Below are 23,912 nucleotides of genomic sequence, written 5' to 3' on the forward strand. Positions count from 1 at the left end.
ATATTTGTCAAACAAAATCTCTTGACAATTTGATAAGAGATTTCGGCGCCAGTGTTTTCCCGGTGAAACATCGTGAACACCGATTTCAGACGGTTGATGTGCCCTCGGTGACCGTTCTGTGAAGCTGAGAAAAGTGTGGTGTTGACAATCCACCGCAGTTGATGGACTGCTACGTCCGGGCGTTCGGGGCAAGACGCAATGAGTGGAGACTGTGGTACGAATGCATCATGGCTGATGCGTTAAAATGCGGGTTTTCCGTGTTCTGAAGAATATTTTGGAAATCGACTTGATTGTTCTTGCTTCCGGTCTTTAACGGCCGGTACGATCAAAATCGATTCGATGGGCGGTGCGGGTTGCGCCGATCCTGCGGATCATTCGGATCAGCAATCAATTGACATCGGGAGAGTTAAATGGGACGGTTTTTGGGAGCGTTTTGCGCCGCCTTGGTGGTTGCAGGGCTCGGGGCCAGCAACGCTAAAGCGGATTTCCTCCTCGGGGGACCAGCTAATTTTGGAAGCGATCCAGCTGAAGTAACAATCAAAGTCGAGGACATCGGAGGATCTCTGAAGTTCACGATTACTTCGATTCCTGCCCCTGGAACAGGGAACATCGGAGACTTGCAGGGTTTCTTCTTCGACGTGAATGACAGCAGCTTGCTCAGCGGTTTGTCAGTGACCGGATCGGACGTCACGGGATTCGACTTCTCAGGAAGTACTCGTGATCTCGGAAACGGAGTGAATCTGAACGGCGGCATAAACTACAATTTTGACGCTGGAGTCAAAATTGGTTCGTCCGGAATGGGCGGTGACGACATTCGTTCAACATCGTTCGTTCTGTCTCACTCAAGCCAAAGCCTGGACCTCAGCTTTGTGACTACTCCGAGCTACTTCGGCGTTCGTTTGTCCAGCGTTGGTCCACTCGACGGCGATCGCGGCGGATCAAGCAAGTTGAAAGGCCCTGGAGATCCATTCCTGACAACGGTTCCTGAGCCATCATCGTTCGCGTTGTTGGGACTCGGATCGATTGGAATGGCTCGTTTGGCCCGTCGTCGACGGTCAAGCTAGAACTCAAATCGGGCTATTTAATGCGGTTCAAGTCTCTTCCATGAGCGTTCGGAAAAAGAGAGTGCAACCTACTTGAGTCGAACATAATTGAACCCGAGATAGAGACGAACCCCGGCAGTAATCTGTCGGGGTTTTTTCGTTGAATCTGAGTGAGAATCGTTATTTCGATTCCAAATCGAAAGTAGAGATCATTGGTTTTCGACTGAGTGATGAACGATTCTCGAGGGGGTTGAGAAGTACTCGCTAGGTTTTCCAAGATTGACGCTACGATCAGCGTGACCGAAGGGAAGCTCGTTGTTGGGGTAATAATACTTGGATACTTCCAGCAACTGCTGTCAGGAGCGGTGATCAAATAAAAAACTCTGCGACCACACGTTCGGTGGCCACAGAGTTGAGCTTTTCGAAGGAATTTTCAGCGTCTCGCAGACTGACTCACCGCAGTTTGAATGAGCGACAGAGAAACTCCTGTTCGACGGTCAATCTCTTCTACGCGTTGGTCTTTCGACGTCGTCGAGCAACCAGTCCCGCAATCCCAGCAACTCCCCACAGGGCGAAAGTTGTTGGCTCTGGAACAGTATTGAAAGGGTCTCCCTGATACAGGGCGACATGGGAAATTGCTCCATTGCCCGGCCAGAAATCTTCAATGCTGATGTCCATCATTCCATCCCAGTTGATCGCAAACAGATACCACGCTGGATCTTGGTTGCCATCTTTGACGAGCAAGTAGTTTGCTGTCGTCAATTTCGGACCGGAAACATACTCGATGAGCGCGTTTCCAGGGTCTCCGACTGGATTGCTGTAGGTGGTGGTGTAGCTGGAAGCGAACGGTCCAGAAACGGTTCCTGTTTCTTCATCGGACTTGTAGAGCTCTGTCGAATTCCCGATCAAGCCATCCAAGATCACATTGATTTGAGCCTGTGACGTTTCTGGTCCGGTTGCAAAAGCCGGTGTCAAAGGTGTGATCGTCAGGTCAGCTTCCGCTCGGCCCGTTCCTAAACTTGCGGCTATTGCGGCCGCGCATAATATCCTCAAGCAAGTTCTCATGATGCTTCTCCATTGTTACCCGCTAACTCTTCCCTGGAAAGTTCTCTTCCCTGGCACTGAGACACCTACAAGCCCAACAGGTGGTGAGTTCAAACTGGAGGGTTTGTAACGCATCTTCTGATTGTGCATTTTAGATCGGAGTGTTGAGGAAATGCAACTCAAGGGTTGACAGGGTTGGATTGTCATGCAAGTCGGGGTAGCCTGTCGCGTGAAGAAGTACGAGAAACTCCTTTCGAAATGAGCCTCAATGCCACCCACTTTGATTGGTCAACCTGCGCCGACGTTCCGACTCCAGGCAGTGCAATTTGGCGCTGAGGAAGCTGAATGGAGAACGCCGGATTCATACGCAGGTGAGTGGCTGATCTTATTGTTCTACCCGCGTGACTTTTCGTTCGTGTGCCCAACAGAGTTGACCGCGTTCAGTGCTCACTTCGAAGAGTTCCGGCTGAGGAACTGTCAGATTCTCGGGATCAGTGTCGACACGCTGGACGATCATCGTCGCTGGTTTCAAACTCCAATTGCCGAAGGTGGAATTGGCCCGCTCCGGTTTCCGCTCGCCTCCGATCAGTCCGGAGAATTTGCTCGGGCGTGCGGTGTCTGGCTGGAAGATAAGCAGTGTGCTGCGCGGGGTTTGTTAATCATCGATCCAGATGGTGTCGTCCAATACTTTGTGGCGCATAATACGAGTGTGGGTCGCAACAGCGATGAAGTGTTGCGAGTGCTCGATGCGGTCCAGTCGGGAGGCCTTTGTCCGGAGAGCTGGGCAGCTGCGGATGGGACGATTGACATCGTCAATGAATTGAAACCGGGAAGAGTTCTCGGGCAGTATCGTCTGGTTTCTCAACTTGGAGCAGGCGGATTCGGGAACGTTTTTCTCGCGGACGATCTGACTCTCAAACGCAGGGTGGCACTCAAAGTCATCCGAGCGACAGCTTCATCGGCACGAGAGCAGGTTATCGCTGAAGCAAGAGCAGCTGCGAGTTTGAATCACCCGAATGTCTGCACTGTTTTTGCAGTGGAAACGATTGGCGGGCTGCCGATGATCGTCATGGAATATGTGGAAGGAGTCAGTCTTTCAGAGATTGACTTGTCATCGCTGGCAAGCAAAGAGCGTTCACGGATCGCCGTCGACATTGCTTCTGGGTTGGCAGAGGCACATGCTCACGGAATTGTTCATGGTGACCTAAAGCCAGCCAACGTGATCGTTGCAAGCGGGGGACGGGCGACGCTTCTCGATTTCGGTCTCGCACGACATTCACGAGACGGACTTCCCCAGACGGACCCGCGAAACGAGTCGAGCGTCGGCGATGATGTCGATGCGACGGTGATTGGTGTGGCCGTCGATGAAAAGGAAAAACGGCCGGTCGGTGCATTGAGCGGGACGCCGAGGTATATGTCTCCCGAACAAACTCTCGGCGAACGCGGAACGACAGCATCAGACATCTACTCGTTCGGTTTGATTCTTTTCGAATTGATCTCAACTCGCCCTGCGATTCCGAAGCTGCCTTTGCTCGAGATCCTCGATTCCATCCGGTCGGGCCGCGTTCGGGAACAGGTTCTGAGTAATGTTGAAGGACCCGCTTCGACACTCCTCGCGGAGATGCTCGCAACCGATCCCGATTCACGGCCAGCAGCCAAAGATGTGAAACGGGCATTGTCGGGCATGAAGTTCGAACACTGATCTGTGAAGTGTTTTCCAGAAGGATGTTGAAGCGGTTTTCTTGTTGCCGCGATACATGGATGCGTCGAGTTCTCTCACCAGCTTCGGGATGTGCGAGCAACGCTCCGATCGCGACCTGCGATCATTTGCACAAATTTTGATGAATCGTTGCTAACCAACTTCGTCGGTGCGACATTTGTAGATATGGAAGCACCGCATCACGACAGCAATGAAGCCGAAATTGTCTCGCTACTGACCGAGATTCAACTCCCGCTTTTATTGTACGTGAGGTCTCTTTTGCCGGGTGATCCCTCTGCTCGGGATGTTGCACAGCAAGCCAACGCAAAAATCTGGCAACTGCGAGACGAGTTTGAGTCTGGCACAAACTTCAAAGCTTGGGCATTTTCGATTGCGCGATTTGAAGTTCTGAGTTATCGCAAGCAGCAAGCTCGCGACGCGCGATTTGTCTTCAGCTCTGAGTTGGAAGAGCTCATCAGCGATGAAATCTCAGTGGGAACAGGTGAACTGGAACTGCAAAGCGAAGCGCTTCGTGAATGTATGCAATCACTTCGAGAAAGAGATCGAGAGTTGATCCTTCATCGTTACGCGAGTGGGGAGTCACTCGCGATTTACGCGGAACGAATGGGACGAAGTTTGAGCGGTCTGAAAGTCGCGTTACATCGGCTGAGAAACAGTCTGTCGAAGTGTATTCAACAGAGACTTGAGACGCGGGGAATCTCATCATGACCGAACAGGAACTGATGAAGCTGATCGATGCTTTACTGGATGGTGACATCTCAGAAGCTGACTTTCTGCGCCTCGAGGCAGAGTTGAGTGTCGATCCCCAAGCCCGAAAGGAATATTACGACCGCACCGCACTGACGATGCTTCTCGAGGAAACTGCAGCTGAAGTGCAGGGTGATGACGCAGCGATCACGAAACGAAGTTCTGCAAGACGACCGGATTCCGCCTGGCGTAAAGCATTTGCAGCGATGGCCATCGTGTGTGCTTTGCTCTTCGGTTTAACCGTCTGGCTGATCGGCAGTTCGTTGTTCGATGATGCAGGCGGCAAGCTTGTTGAGAACGAGAACGGAACGTCGCCTCGAGTCGCAGACAAAGAAGACCAGGCAACTGGCTTCGCGGTTGTGATGGCACAATCGGATGCCGTGTGGGGGGCAGGGCAATCGCTCCACGACGGCAGCCTCGTTCCGCTGGGTGAAATCCAGCTAGAGCAGGGCGTTGTTCAATTGGAGTTGTTCAGCGGCGTCATGGTCATCGTTGAGGGGAAAGCTCGGTTCTCAATTGAGTCTCCCATGGAGATGACTGTTGCTGAAGGTCAAGTGCGAGCACAGGTTCCAGAACCGGCACAGGGCTTTCGAGTTCGGACATCGGGAGGCGAAGTCGTCGATTTAGGGACGGAATTCGCAATCCATGCTGGCGCAGATTCATCCGAAGTCCATGTGCTGGACGGGGAGATTGAATGGAGACCGAAGACGAACGTCGTTCGGAAATTGCAGGAGGGTGAAGCACTGCGACTGGTTGACGATGGCGACGAACAAGCCATCCCGGCGAACCGATCACAATTCATCGGAGCCGCTGAATTCTATGAGTCATTGAACGCAGAGAAGGTCTCGAAGCGTGCCCGGTGGGCATCGTACCGTCAGAACCTGCAAGAGGACGAACGGGTCGTTGCCTGGTATGCGATGGATACTCCGCGGAGTGCTCGTCGTCGGATCGCCAACCAAGCCAACGGAGGTTCGATGCAAGCTGGGGAAGGCGCCGTCGTGGCTGCTTCGCCCGCTCAGGATCGTTGGGGAACCGAAGGGGCTGCACTTGATTTCAGTCCAACGGGAAGCCGTGTGCGTTTGAATATTTCAGGCGAACTGCGGTCGATGACGCTGTCGACATGGATTCGTATTAACAGCCTTGATCGCTGGTACAACTCTCTGTTTTTGACGGACGGTCATGAATTGAACGAGCCGCACTGGCAGATCATGGATGACGGTCGGTTGTTCTTTTCCGTCAAGAAGCGAGACGAATTCGATCGCTCGCGCGGGGAGCGGGACAAGCACATCTACTATTCGCCCCCGTTCTGGAATACCTCTATGAGCGGGCAGTGGCTGATGTTGACCACCGTCTATGACGTCGATGCGATGCAGGTCACACATTATCTCAACGGCGAAGTGCTCAGCCAGGAACGCATTCCCGAAGAATACGTCGTCGAGGCGGTCCAAATCGGAAACGCTTCACTTTGCAACTGGGGACTGCCCACTCGCGAAGATCCGCATTTTGCTGTCCGAAATCTCAACGGAAGCATGGACGAATTTGTCATGTTCTCAGCAGCCTTGTCTGCTTTGGAAGTAAAGGACCTTTACGAAAATGGTCGTCCGTAACTTTTGGAATCGAATGACACTGGCCGTCGCAAGTCTCCTTCTTCTCACGGGAATTCTGTCCGCAGATGTTCCCGCTGAAAAGCATGAAGAGGCAGCGCGGCTGTTCACGCTGAAAGTCCTGCCGACGCTGAAAGCCAAGTGCTTTGGTTGTCACGGCGATGATCCAGAAAACATCAAAGGCGAACTGGATGTACGGACTCTCGAGGGGCTGTTGCGCGGCGGCGAATCCGGAGAACCGTCGATTGTCGTCGGCCATCCCGAAGAAAGTTCCCTCGTGAGTGCGATCAAATGGGAACTGCTCGAAATGCCTCCCAAAGAGAACGATCGTCTCACCGACAAGCAAATTGAACAGGTCGAAGAATGGATTCGCTTTGGGGCACCGTGGCCATCACTTGAAGAGCAGCGACGCATTCGTGATGAAGAAGCAAAGGTCATCGAGAACGAAGATGGTGTGATCGTCAGCACCAGTGGCGGACTCTCCGATGAATGGACGACTCGCCGCTACGCTCCAGACGATTTGTGGGCCTTCCGACCGCTGGCTGAAGTCACTGTTCCGGAAGACCAGCATCCTGTCGACTACTTCATTCAACGTAAGCTGAAGGACGCCGGATTTGCTTCCGCAGATCAAGCAGATCCAGAAACCCTCATTCGCCGCGCAACACTCGACTTGATCGGATTGGCGCCGACGCCTCAGGAAACCGCACAATTCAAGCAAGAGTGGAGAGAAGACTCTGAACAGGCTTGGAGCAATTTGATCGACCGGTTGCTGGAGAGTCCTCACTATGGAGAACGTTGGGGACAACACTGGTTGGACGTCGTTCGATATGCGGACACCGGTGGGTACGCAAACGACTACGAACGCTCGAACGCATGGCGTTATCGAGATTACGTCATTCGCTCTTTCAACAACGATAAGCCTTACAATCAGTTTGTCGTCGAGCAGCTAGCTGGAGACGAACTCGCTGATGCTTCAGTTCGCGAAAGAACGGGAGTGGACGAAAAAGGACTCCATCAAGTCCGTTTGAACGGGGACTACACGCAGGAAGAGAGCGAATGGCTTGTCGCAACCGGGTTCTTGCGAATGGGGCCTTGGGACAATGCGATGGTTCTGCAACCGGAAGCGCGTCAGATCTATCTCGATGATCTCGTGAATTCGGTTGGGCAGTCGTTTCTGTCCACAACCATGCGGTGCTTTAAGTGTCACGATCACAAGTTTGACCCGCTGCCGACGCGTGACTATTACCGAATGTACGCTGCGTTCGCCGGGACTCAGATGGCAGAACGGCCGGTTCCTTTCCTCGACACCGAAACCCGCAACGGTTTTGAGGAAGGAAAACTGCACGTCGAGAAGATGCTCAAGTTTGCGACTGCGGAAAAGGATCGAATCCTCGCGAAGCAGGAAGCCGCCGCCAAAGCCTGGTTCGACGAACGCGGATTGAAGTACCTGACACCGGAAGAACGAAAAGAACTTCCAGACGAAGAGAAACCACCGCGCCATGTTGGGCTCGATCACGTCGATGAAGGTCAACTGAAAGTTCGCGAACAGGATGAATGGATTTGGACACGAAGGCTCGAACGCTACGAGCCAATGGTTCAAAGCGTATTCAACGCATCAGATGAAGATGTGGGAAACCGGTTCGCTCGAAAGCTGCGTTTGAAAAACAAAGTCGACCCGGGATTAGTTCCCACTTCAACAATCCTTCTGGGTGGGGGGCTGAGTGCTCCTGGTGATGAAGTCGCACCCGGTGTTTTGAGTGCTGTTGGACTTGAAGCGAACACAGCTTCGTCGATGGACCCGTTTCTTCTCGACAGTCAATTGGAAGGTCGACGACTGGGATTGGCGAAATGGATTGTTCACCCGGACAACGCGCTCGCTGTGCGATCGATCGTAAACCGAATCTGGCAGCATCATTTCGCGAAGCCGATTGCTGCCAATCCAAACAACTTCGGTGCGAAAGGGGGGCGACCGACCCATCCTGAATTGCTCGACTGGCTGGCCAGTGAGTTCGTCCTGCGAGGTTGGAGCTTCAAGGAAATGCACCGGTTGCTCATGAGTTCGGAAACTTATCGACAGGCCAGTTTTCATCCGCAGGTCGAAGAGCTCGAAACGAATGATCCGAACAATGATCTGTACGCTTACGCGAATTCGCGACGGCTAACCGCAGAAGAAATTCGAGACAGCATGCTGGCGATCACAGGTGAGCTGAATCCGGAAGTCGGTGGACTGCCGGTCATGCCGGAAATGAATATGGAAGTCGCGCTTCAACCGCGAATGATTCAGTTCTCGCTGGCCCCTGCTTATCAACCATCACGCACTCCAGCGATGCGAAACCGTCGAACGATTTATGCGTATCGCGTTCGCGGGCAGGCCGATCCATTCCTCGAGTTGTTCAATCAACCGAATCCAAACGATTCGTGCGAAGCCCGGGACTCCGCAGCGGTGACCCCGCAAGCGTTCACCTTGCTCAATAGCGACATGATGATTGATCGTTCCATTGCGTTAGCTCTCCGGCTGCATCGCGAAAATGATTCCATCGAAGGTCAAGTTCGCCAAGCATTTGAGCTGTGCTATGGCCGCAAAGCGACTTCGGAAGACGTTGAACAGATGGTCGGCTACGTTTCCGCGATGCAGGATTACCACCAGCAGGTAGAGCCTCAACCTGCCGAATATCCGACCGAAATCACTCGTTCGCTTGTCGAAGAGTTCTCAGGCCAGCCATTCGAATATCAGGAAGTCCTGCCGGTTTTCGAAAGGTATCAATCCGATCCGAAGGCAGCGGATGTTGACGTCAACGTTCGAGCTCTTGCCGATATGTGCCTGTTGCTGTTGAACAGCAACGAGTTTCTCTTCGTCTATTAATCGTCCCGGATCAATCGGGAATCTTAGAGATAGAAAAGTTCATCACAAATCGACTTCGGTTCCGACTGAATTCGAACTCTTATCACGGAGCTGTCAGAATGCGAAAACCTCTCTGCTCTCGACCAGTGTCAACGTTGTCATCACGCCGCGAATTTCTGTACGGACTGGGCGCAAGTTTAGGTTCCGTGGCTTTGAGCGACCTTCTTGCGAAGGAAGGCGTCCAAGCTGACGCTGCCCCTGGCCCGCTGGCGAATAAGCCGCCGATGCACCCAGCGAAGGCCAAAGCATGCATCATGCTTTTCATGGAAGGTGGACCAAGTCAGGCCGACACTTTCGACCCCAAACCCAAGCTGAATGAGCTTCACAAGACAGAGTCCAAAATGACGGCCGGTCTTGAGAACGGATTTCGATTCTACGTTCGCAGTCCGTTCGGAACTCGCAAGGTCGGAGAGTCCGGATTGGACATGTGTGACCAATGGGTTCATCTGGCTGATCCCGAAGTAGCTGATGAGTTGTGCAACTATCGAGGATGTCAGGCGGAGTCGCTTAATCATCCTGAAGCTCTTTACCACATGAACACAGGGAGCCGCCTGGGGGCAGATCCAGCGCTCGGAGCCTGGGCGACATACGGCTTGGGAACTGAGAATCAAAATCTTCCCGGCTACGTTGTCATGACGGAGTTGGCTCTTCCTCAGGGAGGTCCAGGCAACTGGAGCAATGGCTTCCTCCCGGCACATTTTCAGGGGACACGGCTGCGTCCAGAAGGTTCTCCGATCCTCGACTTGCAGTCCCCGTCGTTCAAGAGTCGAGACCATCAACGTCGAGCATTGGATGAACTCGCTCGACTCAATGAGAGACACGCTGCGAGACATCCTCAGCATGATGCCCTTTCAGCACGCATGGAAAGCTATGAACTCGCATTTCGAATGCAGACTGCGGTTCCGGATGTGATTCAACTGGAGAAAGAGCCGGAACACATTCAGCAGATGTACGGGCTGGACGACCCAGAAACGGAAAAATTCGGTCGACAATGTCTGATGGCGCGTCGTCTGGTTGAAAACGGTGTGCGCTTTGTCCAAATCTTCTCCGGAGGCTGGGACAGCCACGACTATCTGGAACGCGGACACTCTTCCAGAATCCGCAGTGTTGATAAACCGGTTGCTGCCCTCATCAAAGACCTCAAACGACGCGGAATGCTCGATGAGACTCTCGTGATCTGGACGGGAGAATTCGGCCGTACGCCGGACAACAATCGTCGCGGGGGAGTCTATTCTCTGGGACGAGGTCATAACATTGACGCCATGACCATGATGCTCGCTGGTGGGGGTGTGAAGAAAGGGGCGATCGTGGGAGCGACCGATGAAATCGGAGCCGAAGCTGTCGAATGCGTGCATCCGATTCGCGACCTGCACGTCACACTTCTCCACTTGCTTGGCCTCGACGACAATAAGTTGACATACTTCCACGCAGGAAGATTCAAACAGTTGAGCCAGTTCGGGGCTGAGGTCATTCCCGAGCTGATCGCGTAGCTGCTGAAGTTTCGTAGCAGCAATTCAAACGTAGCTGAAACTGTATTTTTTGAAACAGTGATTGTGACTCAGGAAGGACGACTTGTGAACGCTGTGTTGTCGAACAGATTGCGTCGTTGGTTGGGATTGTCTCTGACGATCGTTCTTACTCTTTTCAGTTTCAGCGGAATGGGAAGCGAGGCTCGATCGGCCGATCAGCCCAACATTCTGTATATCATGTCTGACGACCACGCAGCTCACGCAATTGGAGCTTACGGAGGTCGTTTAGCAGAACTCGATCCGACTCCGACGATCGATCGACTGGCGAAAGAAGGGGCGATTGCGACCAACGTCTTCTGCACGAATTCGATCTGCACTCCAAGTCGCGCCACAATCATGACGGGGCAATATTCCCACGTGAATGGAGTGACGACGTTGAGTGGAACAATCGCCGAACCCCAACAGCATCTGGCTCGGCTCATGGGAGAAGCTGGCTACGAAACAGCGATGGTCGGAAAATGGCACTTAAAGGCAGAACCGGCAGCTTTCGATTTCTACACAGTCTTACCGGGTCAGGGGTCTTATTTTAATCCGGTGTTTCGAGTGGATGGTCCCAAACCTTGGCCGAACAATACGTATCAGGTTTCGGGATACGACAGCAAGCACTCGTCTGATGCGATTACTGATATCTCCTTGAAGTGGCTCAAGACACGCAAGCAGAAGGATCGTCCCTTCTTTCTCATGCATCACTTCAAAGCTCCTCACGACAATTTCGAGAACGCAGAGCGTTACGACTGGCTCTATTCAGATGTTGAGATCCCCGAGCCTGAGAGTCTTTGGGAGCGTGAAAAGCATGGTCCGTTAGGGCTCGAACAATACGGGACTTCGGTCGGATTGAGGAACACCCGACGCAATATGGGTCATCATATGTTCGTCGATTCAAATCTCACCGGAGACGATTACAAGCGAGAAGCGTATCAACGATACCTCAAGAAATTCCTGCGATGTGTTCGCGGAGTCGATGACAATGTTGCCCGATTGTTATCGCACCTGGAAGAAACTGGCGAGCTTGAGAATACAGTTGTGATCTATTCGGCAGATCAGGGGTTTATGCTCGGCGAGCATGATTACATCGATAAGCGATGGATGTATGAAGAGTCATTGCGAATGCCTTTTCTCGTGCGGTATCCGGAGTCTGTTCCTGCTGGAACGCGAGTGGAATCGATCATCAACAATGTCGATTTTGCTCCAACCATTCTTGATTTCGCTGGGGTGCAAAAACCTGAGTTTATGCAGGGAAGAAGTTTTAAGTCACAACTCGAAGGGCAAGCTGCCCCCGCCGACTGGCCGGATGCAACGTATTACCGCTACTGGATGCATATGGCTCACCATGACAACCCCGCACACTTCGGGATTCGAACAGCGAATTACAAGTTGATTTACTTCTACGGTCAACCGCTCGATGCTCCCGGAGCTTCGAAGTCGGTGACGGAACCTCATTGGGAACTCTATAACCTCCGCGAAGATCCGCATGAGATGCGAAACGTTGTCGCTGAACCCATCTACAGCGACGTGCTGCAAGAACTCAAGACTCGATTGTTCGAGTTGCAGCAAGAAGTGGGCGACTCGTCCGAAGGACTTGAAATTGTCGATCTTCCACGGGCGAGCACTTAATCAACTTCGACTGTTCACGAAGAAGATCCGTTTCAGTCCCGATTACGGAATGTCGAACGACTCCCCAAATTGGGGAATGATGGGGTCTTCGTCGCAGTAATCTCGTATTGTCTGCGCGAGTGCTTTGGCAGAGTCAGCTTCTCCATGAACGAGAAAGACTTTGCCAAAGTGACCGCGCTTCGTTGACTCTTCGAACCACCATTTGAAGTCGACAACATCCGCGTGGGCGGACAGGCCTTCCAGTTGTTCGACTTTGGCGTTCAGGGCCACATCGCGATCGAAAATGCGGACGAACTTTCGGCGTTCAGCGATGTGGCGACCGGTCGTGTGCGGGGCTTGGTAGCCCATCAGGATGACGTGATTCTGAGGATGGGGAAGCGCCTGCTTCAAGTGATGGACAACGCGACCATTCTCGCACATTCCACTCGCGGAGATGACGACAAAACAGCCGCGACGATCATTGAGTTCGATACTCTGTTTCTGGCTCTCAATCTCTGTCAGACATTCGAAACCGAATGGGTCATCGTCGAAGCGCAGAGTTTCCTGCACATCTGCGTCGAGGGTGTGATCGTAGCGGCGAAAGACTTGGGTGAGGCGCGATGCCAGTGGGCTGTCCAGAAACATCGGCAGGCAGTCCAACTCTTTACTGTTGGTCAGCTCGTTGAGGTAGTAAACGATCTGCTGAGTTCGACCGAAGCTGAAAGCTGGAATGATCACTCGCCCACCTTGAAGGTGAGCTTCCCCAATAATGCGTTTCAGTTCCGATTTAATATCCTGAGCAGGGGGGTGAATGCGGTTCCCGTATGTCGACTCACAGATCAGCACGTCTGCCCCTTCCACAGGGACAGGGTCTTTGAGCAGTGGCATGTCTCGTCTTCCGAGATCGCCTGTGAAAACAACCTTTCGATGCTCCGTTCCGTCTTTGACGAGCAGTTCGGTAATCGCAGATCCGAGCACGTGTCCAGCTGGATGAAAGCGAAGCTGGACTTCGCCGTCATCTGTCAGGTCATACCACTTCGAAAAGAGACAGGGTTCGAAGTTACGGATCAGTTCTCTGACATCTTCCTCAGTATAGAGAGGTTCAACGGGAGGATGATTCTTCTTGAGCTTGCGCGTCAGATACTTTGCGTCTTCACGCTGAATCTTGGCCGAATCCATCAGCATGATTTCAGCGATATCGGCAGTGGCATCTGTGCAGAAGACTGGACCTCGGAATCCTTTGCGATACAGCTGCGGAAGATTTCCGCAGTGGTCGATGTGAGCGTGAGACAGAATGACAGCGTCGAGATCTTTCGGCTGACAATGAAAAGTCTCGTTCTTCCGTCGAGACTCTGCTCGCGGACCTTGAAAGAAACCGCAATCGAGAAGTATTCGGCGGTGAGTCGTCTCGATCAGGTGTTGGCTACCAGTCACTTCTCCAGCAGCGCCGAGAAAAGTCAGTTTCATGGGATCAACTCCAGCCACTTCATCAAATGAACATGTACTCTGGACGTGCTTGAACTCGTGCCTTCCGACAATTGACTTGCTGCACTAAGACGACGTTCGCAGAAGTCGTCGAAATTTCGAAAGCGGAAGTGTGTTGGCGACATCTTTCTTCTCAAGGCCTGCTCGACGTGCCTGATAAATTCCGTACTCGAGCACATCGAATCCCGATGTTGAGTGTGCATCGGTGTTGATGACAATCGGGATTCCAAAATCTTTCGCGGAGGCTGCTTGAATTTCATTGAGGTCGAGGCGCGATGGGTGAGCATTGATTTCCATCATCACACCTTCATCAGCGGCAGCTTTGAAGAGGTCGGTGTAATTGATATCAGCTCCCTGACGGCGACCGATAATTCTGCCACTGGGGTGCCCGATCGCGCACACATTCGGGTTGCGAACAGCATTCAGCAATCGTTTCATGATCTGTTCGCGTGGTTGCTTCAGACCGTAGTGCAGAACGGCAATCACCCAATCTGCCTCGCTGAGCACATCGTCGGGTAGGTCGAGCTCAGCATCTTCAAGGATGTCGCACTCAATTCCACAAAGCACTTCAATCCCGCTGATGCTCTCCGCGACCGACCGAATTTCTTCCCAGTGCTTTCGCAATCGATCACTGTCGAGGCCGTTGGCCATTGTCACTCGTTTGGAATGGTCCGTGATCGCGATGTATTTCAGACCACGTGCTTTCGCTGCCTCGGCCATCTCTCGGATGCTGGCAGTTCCGTCAGTCGCTGTTGTGTGCATGTGCAGATCTGATTTGATCTGTTTGACTTCGATCAAATCCGGAACCGTTCCCTCCTCAGCCGCTTCGATTTCTCCTCGATTCTCTCGCAGCTCGGGAGGAATCCATGGGAGATCGACAGCTTCATAGATGTCGGGTTCTGTCCGGCTCGCGACCAGTTCTTCATCGCGGTACAGCCCGTACTCATTGAGTTTCAGCCCTCGCTTTTGAGCACGCTGACGAATCACGATGTTGTGTTCTTTGGAACCGGTGAAGTACTGCATCGCAGCCCCGTATGAATCTTCAGGGACGACGCGAAGATCGAGCTCGATTCCAATTTTCAAACGCACTCGTTGTTTTGTATCACCGCGTGCGAGGACCTTCTCGACCTGATCATGACTCGCGAGCCGGTCCATGACAGCTTTCGAATCGGTCGAAGTGACGAGCAGGTCGAGATCACCGCACGTCTCTTTGCGACGTCTCGCACTTCCTGCAAGCTCAGCTTGAGAGACCGACTTCAAACTCTTCAGATCGGCGACAATTTCTTCGGCAGCCGGTTTCACTTCAGCCAGATAGAAACGATTTCCCGCTGCAGCGATCTGTTCGAGACCTTCCAGAATCGTTTGGGCGGTCTTCTTCCCAAAGCCTTTCATCTCCGCAATCTGGCCTGACTCGGCAGCGGCTTTCAGATCTGCGAGTGTCGTCACATTCAGTTCAGAGAAGATCGCACCGACCTTCTTAGGGCCGATGCCGGGGATCCTGAGCATCTGGACCACTCCCGGAGGGACCTCATTGCGAAGCTCCTCAAGCTGTGGGATCGAACCGGTTTCCAGCAGAACGACGATCTTGGCAGCGATGTCTTTTCCGATCCCCGGAAGTTCCGTCAAGGCAGAGGCGCCTTCGCTGGCCAGATCGGAAATGGGATCGGAAAGCCCTTCAAGCGTTCGCGATGCGTTTCTGTAAGCGCGAACACGGAAGGAGTTAGCGCCCTGAATTTCGAGGAGGTCTCCGATTTCATCGAAGACACGAGCGATCTCCGCATTCGTCATAACGCGTGCATCCCATCAGAAACAAACAGAGCCTCCCTGAAAATCAGGAAGGCTCTGAATTGTAGTGTCGTGAGTCGTCTTCCGTCGAATCGAATCAGTTACGGAAGCGAGATGAACCAGTTGATCCACTGTCTTGCTGGCGGAACCGACCGGAAGTCGATCCGTCAGATGCTCGGTCTGAACCCAACTCTTCGTTGGTCGAAGAGCTTCGTGCACCGTATTTGAGTTGGAACGGTCGGTTCTCTCCACGGACGAAGAGTCGTTGCTGATTCTCGTAGCCGATGAAGTTCAGGAAGTCTCCGAAGGTGATCTTTCGAATTCCCTGCTGACGAGCTTCCTTCTCAAGGGCGGTCAGTTCGTCCATGATCTTCTGAATGTCATCGCGTCGTTCGTCGAATCCGGCGAGTTCGGCCGGATCAGGGATTTCGCCAACCACGAGGAACTTCGATTTCACGGTCATCTTGCGACCTGGAGGATTTCGGTTTCCAAGGTCGTCGACTTCGATTTCGATTCCGCCACCGGCGTTTTCGATGATGTCATGCAGCAAGTCGCGATCGCTCTCGCCATCTCCGTTCATGTCGACGATGCCGACGAAGGAGAAGTATTCTTTCACGCCTGGTGAGAAGAGCGGAGAGTAGATCGGGTCGCCTTCCTGAATTGGTCGGTCGAAGTCTTCGTCGATGATGCGACATTCAGCCAGGTGCGGTCCCTGAACTTCGCTGACTTCGATTTTTGCCTTGATGTCCTGTCGTCCTCGGCCCACTCCACGATTGTCGCGAATGTAAACACTGAAAGTGACCTGAGTGCGAAGGTTGTCGCGGCTTCCCAGATTGATCCAGACACGTCGGGTCGAGTTTTCGATTCGAACGATTTTTCCGTCTGGCTTATCGAAGCTGAGGTTCTCGAGATCGTTCAGGCGATCGCGAAGGAAGTCGTTGGCTTTCTCCAGGAGGCTGATTTCTTCGCCCAGTTCCCGTCGAACACGGTCCAGTTCATCACTGACTTGTTCTTTGGCCACCCGCTCAGCATTGAGGTCATTACGAGTCTGCTGAATTTCGCGGTTCTTTTCAGCGAGCAATTCGTTCTGGTCGGTGATGTTCTTCTGGAGCTTCTGCTCTGAAGTTTCCTGAGAGTTTTGCAGTTCCGCAGCTCGGTTACGGGCTGCTTCTTGTTCCTGTCGGAGTCGGCTTTCCGTGTCAGCCAGTCCCGTTTGATATTCGTTGTTGGTGGTCTGAGCTGCGTTCAAAGCAGACCGCATGGACTGCAGCGTCGCGAGAACATTCGGAGTCTGCGGGTTCGGCTGAACCTGTTCCATTCCGAGATCATTCAACGACTTGGCCATCGACCCGTAAAGCGTGTTGGCGTCTCCAGCACCGGCGCTGCCAACTTGCTCGAGGTTGACACCCAGCAGATTTCGGAGCGTGTCGATATCCGAGAGAAGTCCGGAGTTGGCCTGTTCAACGCTCTGGGCTCGACTTTGAGTCTCTTCGAGTTTTTGTGCGAGCGTCTTCTGTTCTTTGAAGGTCAGATACCAGACCAGAAACAGAATAAGCGTTGTCATCACAAAGAAGACAAGCGAGAAGTGCACTGCCGTCGGTTTTGTACTTGCCATCAAAGTCCCCTCTGGACCGTTTGGATCTGAAATCGTATCGAAATACTAGAGCAAGTTGCTCTTCCGTGTGCACTCGCTTAAACGTCTTGGCTTCGTTAGTCCTGCAATCTGCGAATTCTTGAGTTCAAATCGGAATGAGTGACCTCAGGAATCGAGTGACGATGACAATCCCGGCAAATGGACACAGTCATGAGTGTGTGACTTTGCGCTCGGTCACCAATCTGATCGGTTGTTCTTGGTTTACTCAACGCCATCAGTTGCAACTTCATCACGATCGTTATGAAGTGCCATAGTTGTTGCCGCACAGGGACGTATTCGAAGGACTTTGACCAAACCAATCGCCTCAATCGAGGTGATCTGCAAATCTACGACGAGACTTGTCTTCTGGTCACTGAACTGACAACGAGGACTCTTCTCAGTTTACTCGAATCAATTGCCCGCAGACTTCAGCAGATATTGTTGTCGTCAGATAATCGATACATTGGCGAATTGATGTCTGACCGGCACAGTCGGCTGAATTGCAAGCATTCTCAGGAACGTGGGTGTTGAGAACGTTGAACTGCTGCGAATTGTTGTTTCGAAAATGCTTCGATTGCTCGGAGACTTCCGGAATCGAAGTCTTCTCAAATCTTCTGTGAGGATAGGAAATCCCCACCAGATTTAAGTTTACGGAGGGGGATGCCGGAGTCAAGGAATTCTCCGCTGCGGTAGATTTTCCTGACGAACTGGGGGCTATTAATCCACATATTCCGGAATTGCCAGAAGTCTCCCTCGCGAGCCGCATGTCACTCAGCCGTCAACGTAGAGGTTCGAAAGAGGTGGCGACTCTGAACGATTCTGCTCTTCAGTCACGGAGATGGAAGAGCCGTTTCAACGTGTTCAGCATTCCCACCGGCGGACCGTTGCGGGCTTCATCGCGAAGGGTTTCCAAAGGCGGATGCAGAAGTTTGTTGACGACGCGATGAATCGTTTTTTCGAATGCTTCGCGTTGTCGATCGTCGAGTTCGGGGAGCTTACGGAACAGTAGTTCGAGCTCCTGGCGACTGATTTCATGCCAGTGCTCGCGGAGCCGCTTCACGATGGGACCGGTCGCTTTATGATAGATATCATGCATAAAGCTTGCGGTCTCTTCCTCAATGATTTCGCGAGCTTTGGCGATCTCGGCAGCCCGCATTTTGCGATTCGCAGTGCAGGTCGCTTCGAGGTCGTCGATGTTGTAGAGGAAAATTCCGTCATCGATATGACTGACGTTCGAATCGACGTCTCGCGGCGCTCCGAGATCGAGAATGAAGACCGGCTTCGGTCCGGTTTTCTTGCGAATCGGTTTGAAGTCTTCCGCCGTCAAGATGGGGCGTTCGGCTCCAGTTGTACTGACGACAACATCTGCCTGCCCGAGAAGTTCCAATCGTGATTCCCAAGGATGTGCCTGCCCGGAAAACTCTCTGGCGAGGGCTTCGGCACGTTCGAGTCGTCGATTGCAAACGTTGATCTGCCGAACCCCTTCATCACGAAGGTACATCAACGTTTCGGAGGCCATCTCACCTGCCCCGAGGATCAGAACAGTCTTGTCGTCGAAGCGATCGAAGATGCTTTTCCCGAAATCACCGACAGCAACACTGGCAATTGAGACCCGGCCTTCAGAGAGCCTTGTATCTGTTCGGACACGCGCTGAGACCGCCATCGCCCGCTGGAATAAAGAGTTCGTCAGCGGTCCATTAGCAGAACTGTCCATCGCCAGCTGATAGGCAGCTTTGATCTGATTGACGATTTGGCTTTCGCCGAGAACCATGCTGTCGATGCTGGAAGCGACTTCAAACAGATGTCTGACCGCCTCCGGTCCCTGACATTCGAGGAGATCGTCGAAGAACTCGATGACCGGGACTTGATGAAAATCCGAAAAGAAACGAGCGAGGTCATCGTGAGTCGGAGTATCGGCCGGATCTTCCTGGGCTGTGTACAGTTCCACTCGATTGCAGGTGGAAATGACAACGTGCTCCGACTTTGGGAACCGGGCTCGCAGCTCATCATATGCGCGAACAAGCAGTTCGTCTGACGAAAACGCAAGGCGTTCTCGCAACGCGAGGTTGGCATTCTGATGATTACAGTAAACGACCTGGACGTTCATATCTCTTCGATGTAGTTCCTCAGATCAATTCTCGAGCGTGAATTCCATCGACACTGAGGAATTTGATCGCCAGCAGCGTGACCAGCAAAAACGTGCAAGCCAGCATCGTCCGCCATGCGACCAGTCGACCGGTCGCTTTTCTCGAAACGACCAGCCATCCAAACAGAACAGCCATCCCTAGCCAGATCAACGAAAAGGCAACAAACGTCGAGTTGGCCAGACTCACCGGATCACTCGAGGATTGCGCCAGATAAGACATCCACAACCCTGTGATCATTCCCAGAGTGAGCAGTGGTACGGAACAGACGATCAACCACCAGTTGATTCGGTTGAGTCGTTCCAGGCTGAGCAAATGCAACGCTGGCAATTCTGCTCGTTTGTGCTTAAGTCGACGATGCTGGAGAAGATACATCACGCTGACAATCATCGCGAGGATCACACCGAGGATTCCGAAAACCCACAATGCCGCATGCAGCAGGCTGCCCCAGTAAGAAATCCCAACCCGCGGATTGGGCTCGCTGCTGGCAAATTGAGAGGTTCCCACGAGTACCAGAACTAGCGGAAGGACGAAGATTCCGATCGACAATCGGCTGTCCCAGACCTTCATTCCGAGAAACCAGACGACCGCCAGCCAGGCGGAAACAAGCAGCCAGTCATGGGAAGAACCGAGCAACGGAGGAAGATCGGTCTGGCGACTGCGCTCGACGAGGTAAATCGTCTGTGCGATCAATCCTGCGAACGTCAACCCGAGCGAGGACCACTTCATCGTGACGCTCTGTCGCAGGAACTGCGTCAATTCGAGCACAAGTGCGCACAAGTAGCTCGCAAAGAAGCAGAAGACCGTCACATTTTCCAAACGCATCTTGAGGTCCTGTCGACCATCGCGGTGAGATTCATATAGGAGTGAATTCTTATTTTTTCCCGGCGACTCACTCCCGTCAATGGCGTACGGAGAGTCGAACCAAAGATTTCTAGGCTGTCTGTTTGCAGAATCGATCGCTGGGCGGGATCGATTCAGATGGCCTGAACCATCCAGAATACGGAATCCAGCCAGCACGATGGGCAAGCATCAGCAAAGTTCGAACGAGATTCCATGAATCTGCACTGGCAGACGCTCTTTTCTTGGCAAGAGAGAGTTCATGCGACTGCGGAGAGATCCTGAAAATGGTTCGGAATCGCACAAGACGCTCTAAGTTGCCTAGTTGTTCAGAGTTGTTTGATCGTTCGGACATGCTTGCTGTACAGGACGAATTGCCCGGATTTCCGAGGAATAACGCGAGGAAAGAGGGACTCGCATTCGATTCGTTTAGCAAGAGTTCACGGTCAAGACAAATTCACGAATCGCCAACGTGCCTCGCTGCAGTGTGCAACCACGCTGAGAGGCATGGCTCGTTTCGTCGAGAATTGCCGGAACAACTGTGTTCAAGTGAACACGTGATACGTTTTGTCGAGTCATCACGGAGGATGATCCATGTCCAAGCTCGATTTGGACGGGTGCGGTGATCTGAACGCCAAACAGTTCAATATGCTGGTTCGCAAGCTCGGTGGCTTCTCGCGCAAGCCGATCCTCGACGTCAGCGACGGCAGTGATGACTGGGTCGTCCAGCTTAGCCGTCGAGGAGGAACGATCAACGGGATCGCTGATCGAGCCGACGAAACTGATTCTGAGATCGTGGCAGTCGGATCTCCAGCAGCTTCCATCCGATACTCAACGCTGTCGATGCATCGCGTGTTGATTCGCAACAACTCTGCGTTTCTCACTCCCGATGTTACACCGGAATCAACGATCGCACTCGCGAATCTTCTGTCTTGCCTGAAACCCGGCGGAAAGTTGGTCATTCCGATCAAGGATGTTGATCGATGCCAATGCCTCTGGACGCGGCGATTGGAAGGGTTTCCTGGAACGCTCAAACAGCGTCAAATCAAAACAGGAATGCTCGACTATCTGTCGTTCGCATTCCTGTTCAGCGGAATCCACTCGCTCTCCGTGCTGGAGTTCACCATCGGCCGTAAACCTCTTTCGCGTCTCCAATGGCATCGCTTTGCCCGCGAAGCTGTCATGAACCGATCGACAGGCAACTCAGCTGCCGCTTGATGTGATTCATCGCTTGGAAAGTGTGAAGCTGTCGTGCTCAGTTGTTCTTCAGCTGAGCACGAACTTCGAGAATCGCTGAATTCAAAACGGCATCTTGCGAGCTCTTCGAGAGTTGGTCGAGTGACTCCAGTAACTGGGTGCGTTCGTCTGCACTCAGCTCTGGAGCCAGCAGTCCGACAGCTTTGACACCGTTGAGAAGCATTAGCATCCGCTCGAAGTATTCCGATTCCTGATCGAGAGTCTTGACCGAACCGGGGTCCATTTTCCAGTTCGCTCCTTCATCAATTAGTTCGGAAAAGATGAAGAGTCCGTCGGTTGAGCGAGTTCTCGCCAGCGCGATGGCCGAATTGACGCGAGTCATCTGGTCAGGATCTTGAAGCAGTTCGTGCAAGCGTTCTTCGGCAGCGGGTGAGTCCAACAGGCCGAGAGCGTAGGCAGCCTGATGGCGGAGGAGCCGCTCCGGTTCACGAGAGATCTCGACAAGCTCCGCAACTAGTTCCGGGTCATTCATCTTTGCTCCGGATTCCTGAACGGAACCTGCCAGCATCGCGATCCCGATCAGCGAGTGCTTTCGAACGATGACGTCGCGGTCACTGGAAACCCCTTCTCGGAAAACGGGGAGGATGACGTCCTGAACATTCATCCGACCGAGAGCTTTGGACAGAAACTCAATCTGTTTCTCCTCTTCGTCGGTTGGAGAGCTGGGGCTGGAGAGTTTGGAATAGAGTTCAGCGAGTGCTTCGGCGATCTCCGGATTTGCGTCCAGGTTTTGGCTCTCTTCGCCACGCTGCTTATCCGCATCGAGCATTTGAGCGAGGCCCAATGCACCCCGCCAGCGAACATGCGGATTCTCGCTCTTGACGTCCATCACGAGCTGACGCCAGTCGAGTTCTTGCGAAGCGAGCGTTCCGAAAATGGTGTACACCCCGACGATCACGGCAACGATCACAGCTGGAATGAGAAACAGCTGAATGATCATCCCGGCCGAGGGGGGCTCAACAGGTGGCAACTCGTTCGGGAGCTGAACCTGTGAGTCTGCAGTCGCTCCGGAAGAACTTTCGTCGCTGTTCGTTGGCTCCGAGGAAATCTCTTCATTGTTCATCGGCCCGGATGATTTCTCATCATTGTCCATGGGATTCTGGGATGGGTCTGTCATGAACGGAGAAGTCCTGAGGCGTTGGAGCTGTTTAGAAGTCGAAGAGTGATCGACGGGCAGGCGCAATCGCGGAATTTTCTCCGCATCAAAGCTCTGCATTCGGTCGCTGTTCAAACAGAAGTCTAGAGCTTCGCGGTGTTGAATCAAGAACACCGCGATTTTCACATCAGTTTGTCGCTACACACCAAGAAACGCCGGGCCAGTTGCACAGAAAATTCACACAGAAGCCTGCAAAAGTACGATCAACTTCGAGCTGAAACGCTGTGAAAGTGCTCTATTCTTGGATGTGCGAATGCCTATTCTCAGCTCCAACCACTGGACAAATAGCGTCTCAGGTCAGAGGAGGGGAACAATTCGCGAGGACCTGAGTTTCATCCCTGTGTTTCGTCAACGCTCGGAAACTTGCCCGCCCCGTCCGAGCGATAAAACCGATCGAGAATGTGGTTCCAGTCCGTTTCCGTTCGCATCTTCTGAAACGCTTTGCGAATCTCGATCTCTAAAGGATGCAGGCGCGCGTATTTGAATCCGAACTTCTTAATGATTCCGAATGCAGAACCGGGAATCAGCTCCATCGCATAGCTCAAATGCTGCTGCAGGACCTCACGTTGTTCAAAGACGCTGGGAGGTTCAGGCGGAGTTCCATGCTTCCAGAGTTCGATCGATTGCTGGAAGATCCAAGGGTTTCCGATCGCACCCCGAGCGATTGTGACTCCATCGACGCCTGTTTCACGAATCATGGCGACGCAGTCTTCCGCTGAGAATAAGTCCCCGCTTCCGAGGACCGCTCGGTCCCCGGCGAACTCTTTGACCTGCTTCAAGAATTCCCAGGAACTGGGCCCACGATATTTTTGCTCGACTGTCCGGCCATGAACGGTGACGGAAGCCAACCCGTTGTCATAGGCCGCTGCAAGGATGGCAAAGAATCGCTCGCGACTCTCCGGCGAGTCATCAATTCCTCTTCGCATCTTGAGGGTGACAGGGATCGACGGAGGAACATTTTCCCGGACACGTTGAAGAATTTCAATCGCCTGATCCGGCTGACCAAGATGAAAGCCACCGCGACATCCACCGATGGCGGACTTTACCGGGCATCCGAAATTGATGTCAATGACATCGTAACCGAGTGCAGAGAGCTTTCTCGCCGCCTGCGCGAAGTCGATCGGATCAGCGCCCATCAGCTGCGCGCCGACAGGATGGTCATCGTCAGAAATGTAGAAGTGATGCCGGGTCCGCGCGTTCAGACGAGCGTCGTTCGCGAACCGGTCGATCATCACTTCAGCAAGTGTGTAGGAAGCTCCGAAATCTTTCGCCACGCGCCGCATCGCCCAGTCGCTGTAACCACTGAGAGCTGCCTGAACAAACGGATGCGCAAGTTCAATCTCACCGATCTTCAATGGAGGGCGAGTCACAAGTGGTTCTGGCTGGACGTGAGTTGTCATGGGAAAACTATTGAAGTGGGAAGCTTGCGC

General features: G+C 52.9%; 16 protein-coding genes. 8 read left to right on the plus strand and 8 right to left on the minus strand.

Annotation, left to right across the window (positions count from 1 at the left end; genetic code table 11):
- The first annotated feature begins 410 nt into the window (after positions 1-410).
- A complete protein-coding gene (locus AB1L42_RS05295; RefSeq protein ID WP_367052125.1) occupies positions 411-1,064 on the plus strand; it encodes a PEP-CTERM sorting domain-containing protein in 654 nt (217 codons plus the stop codon).
- 486 nt (positions 1,065-1,550) lie between these two features.
- On the opposite strand, the gene AB1L42_RS05300 is transcribed toward AB1L42_RS05295, so the two are convergent.
- Complete coding sequence (locus AB1L42_RS05300; RefSeq protein ID WP_367052127.1) at positions 1,551-2,108, minus strand: PEP-CTERM sorting domain-containing protein; 558 nt, start codon at positions 2,106-2,108, stop codon at positions 1,551-1,553.
- 247 nt (positions 2,109-2,355) lie between these two features.
- Between AB1L42_RS05300 and AB1L42_RS05305 the strand changes: the two genes are divergently transcribed.
- The 6 genes from AB1L42_RS05305 (at position 2,356) to AB1L42_RS05330 (ending at position 12,203) form a co-directional block, all read left to right on the plus strand.
- The gene (locus tag AB1L42_RS05305) at positions 2,356-3,789 is read left to right on the plus strand and encodes a protein kinase (RefSeq protein WP_367052130.1); all 1,434 of its coding nucleotides are present in this window, start codon (positions 2,356-2,358) and stop codon (positions 3,787-3,789) included.
- 147 nt (positions 3,790-3,936) lie between these two features.
- Entirely contained in the window at positions 3,937-4,515 is a 579-nt protein-coding gene (locus tag AB1L42_RS05310; protein ID WP_367052132.1) for a sigma-70 family RNA polymerase sigma factor, read from the plus strand.
- Complete coding sequence (locus tag AB1L42_RS05315; protein WP_367052134.1) at positions 4,512-6,161, plus strand: LamG-like jellyroll fold domain-containing protein; 1,650 nt, start codon at positions 4,512-4,514, stop codon at positions 6,159-6,161. Before AB1L42_RS05310 ends, AB1L42_RS05315 begins: the two co-directional genes overlap by 4 nt.
- Positions 6,148-9,021, plus strand: coding sequence for a PSD1 and planctomycete cytochrome C domain-containing protein (locus AB1L42_RS05320; protein ID WP_367052136.1), 2,874 nt, complete (start codon positions 6,148-6,150; stop codon positions 9,019-9,021). Before AB1L42_RS05315 ends, AB1L42_RS05320 begins: the two co-directional genes overlap by 14 nt.
- 98 nt (positions 9,022-9,119) lie before the next feature.
- Positions 9,120-10,550 (plus strand): DUF1501 domain-containing protein, encoded by a 1,431-nt coding sequence (locus tag AB1L42_RS05325; protein WP_367052138.1) that lies wholly within the window; start codon positions 9,120-9,122, stop codon positions 10,548-10,550.
- 168 nt (positions 10,551-10,718) lie between these two features.
- The gene (locus AB1L42_RS05330; protein ID WP_367053171.1) at positions 10,719-12,203 is read left to right on the plus strand and encodes a sulfatase; all 1,485 of its coding nucleotides are present in this window, start codon (positions 10,719-10,721) and stop codon (positions 12,201-12,203) included.
- Positions 12,204-12,245: 42 nt separating this feature from the next.
- On the opposite strand, the gene AB1L42_RS05335 is transcribed toward AB1L42_RS05330, so the two are convergent.
- The 5 genes from AB1L42_RS05335 to AB1L42_RS05355 form a co-directional block, all read right to left on the minus strand.
- Complete coding sequence (locus AB1L42_RS05335; protein ID WP_367052140.1) at positions 12,246-13,649, minus strand: MBL fold metallo-hydrolase; 1,404 nt, start codon at positions 13,647-13,649, stop codon at positions 12,246-12,248.
- 84 nt (positions 13,650-13,733) lie between these two features.
- Positions 13,734-15,455 (minus strand): DNA polymerase/3'-5' exonuclease PolX, encoded by a 1,722-nt coding sequence (polX, locus tag AB1L42_RS05340; protein WP_367052142.1) that lies wholly within the window; start codon positions 15,453-15,455, stop codon positions 13,734-13,736.
- Between the two features lie 94 nt (positions 15,456-15,549).
- Entirely contained in the window at positions 15,550-17,067 is a 1,518-nt protein-coding gene (locus tag AB1L42_RS05345) for a hypothetical protein (RefSeq protein ID WP_367052145.1), read from the minus strand.
- A gap of 844 nt (positions 17,068-17,911) precedes the next feature.
- Entirely contained in the window at positions 17,912-19,192 is a 1,281-nt protein-coding gene (gene hemA / locus AB1L42_RS05350) for a glutamyl-tRNA reductase (protein ID WP_367052146.1), read from the minus strand.
- Positions 19,193-19,211: 19 nt separating this feature from the next.
- Positions 19,212-20,054: a hypothetical protein gene (locus AB1L42_RS05355; protein ID WP_367052147.1), complete on the minus strand. Its 843-nt coding sequence runs from the start codon at positions 20,052-20,054 to the stop codon at positions 19,212-19,214.
- Between the two features lie 609 nt (positions 20,055-20,663).
- Between AB1L42_RS05355 and AB1L42_RS05360 the strand changes: the two genes are divergently transcribed.
- Positions 20,664-21,287, plus strand: a complete 624-nt coding sequence (locus AB1L42_RS05360) for a hypothetical protein (protein WP_367052149.1) — start codon at positions 20,664-20,666, stop codon at positions 21,285-21,287.
- Positions 21,288-21,324: 37 nt separating this feature from the next.
- On the opposite strand, the gene AB1L42_RS05365 is transcribed toward AB1L42_RS05360, so the two are convergent.
- Both AB1L42_RS05365 and AB1L42_RS05370 read right to left on the minus strand, forming a co-directional pair.
- Positions 21,325-22,443, minus strand: coding sequence for a HEAT repeat domain-containing protein (locus AB1L42_RS05365; RefSeq protein WP_367052151.1), 1,119 nt, complete (start codon positions 22,441-22,443; stop codon positions 21,325-21,327).
- 371 nt (positions 22,444-22,814) lie between these two features.
- Complete coding sequence (locus tag AB1L42_RS05370) at positions 22,815-23,882, minus strand: tRNA-dihydrouridine synthase family protein (RefSeq protein ID WP_367052153.1); 1,068 nt, start codon at positions 23,880-23,882, stop codon at positions 22,815-22,817.
- Positions 23,883-23,912: the final 30 nt, after the last annotated feature.

Origin of the sequence: Thalassoglobus sp. JC818, from assembly GCF_040717535.1 — a bacterium.
Taxonomy (GTDB): domain Bacteria; phylum Planctomycetota; class Planctomycetia; order Planctomycetales; family Planctomycetaceae; genus Thalassoglobus.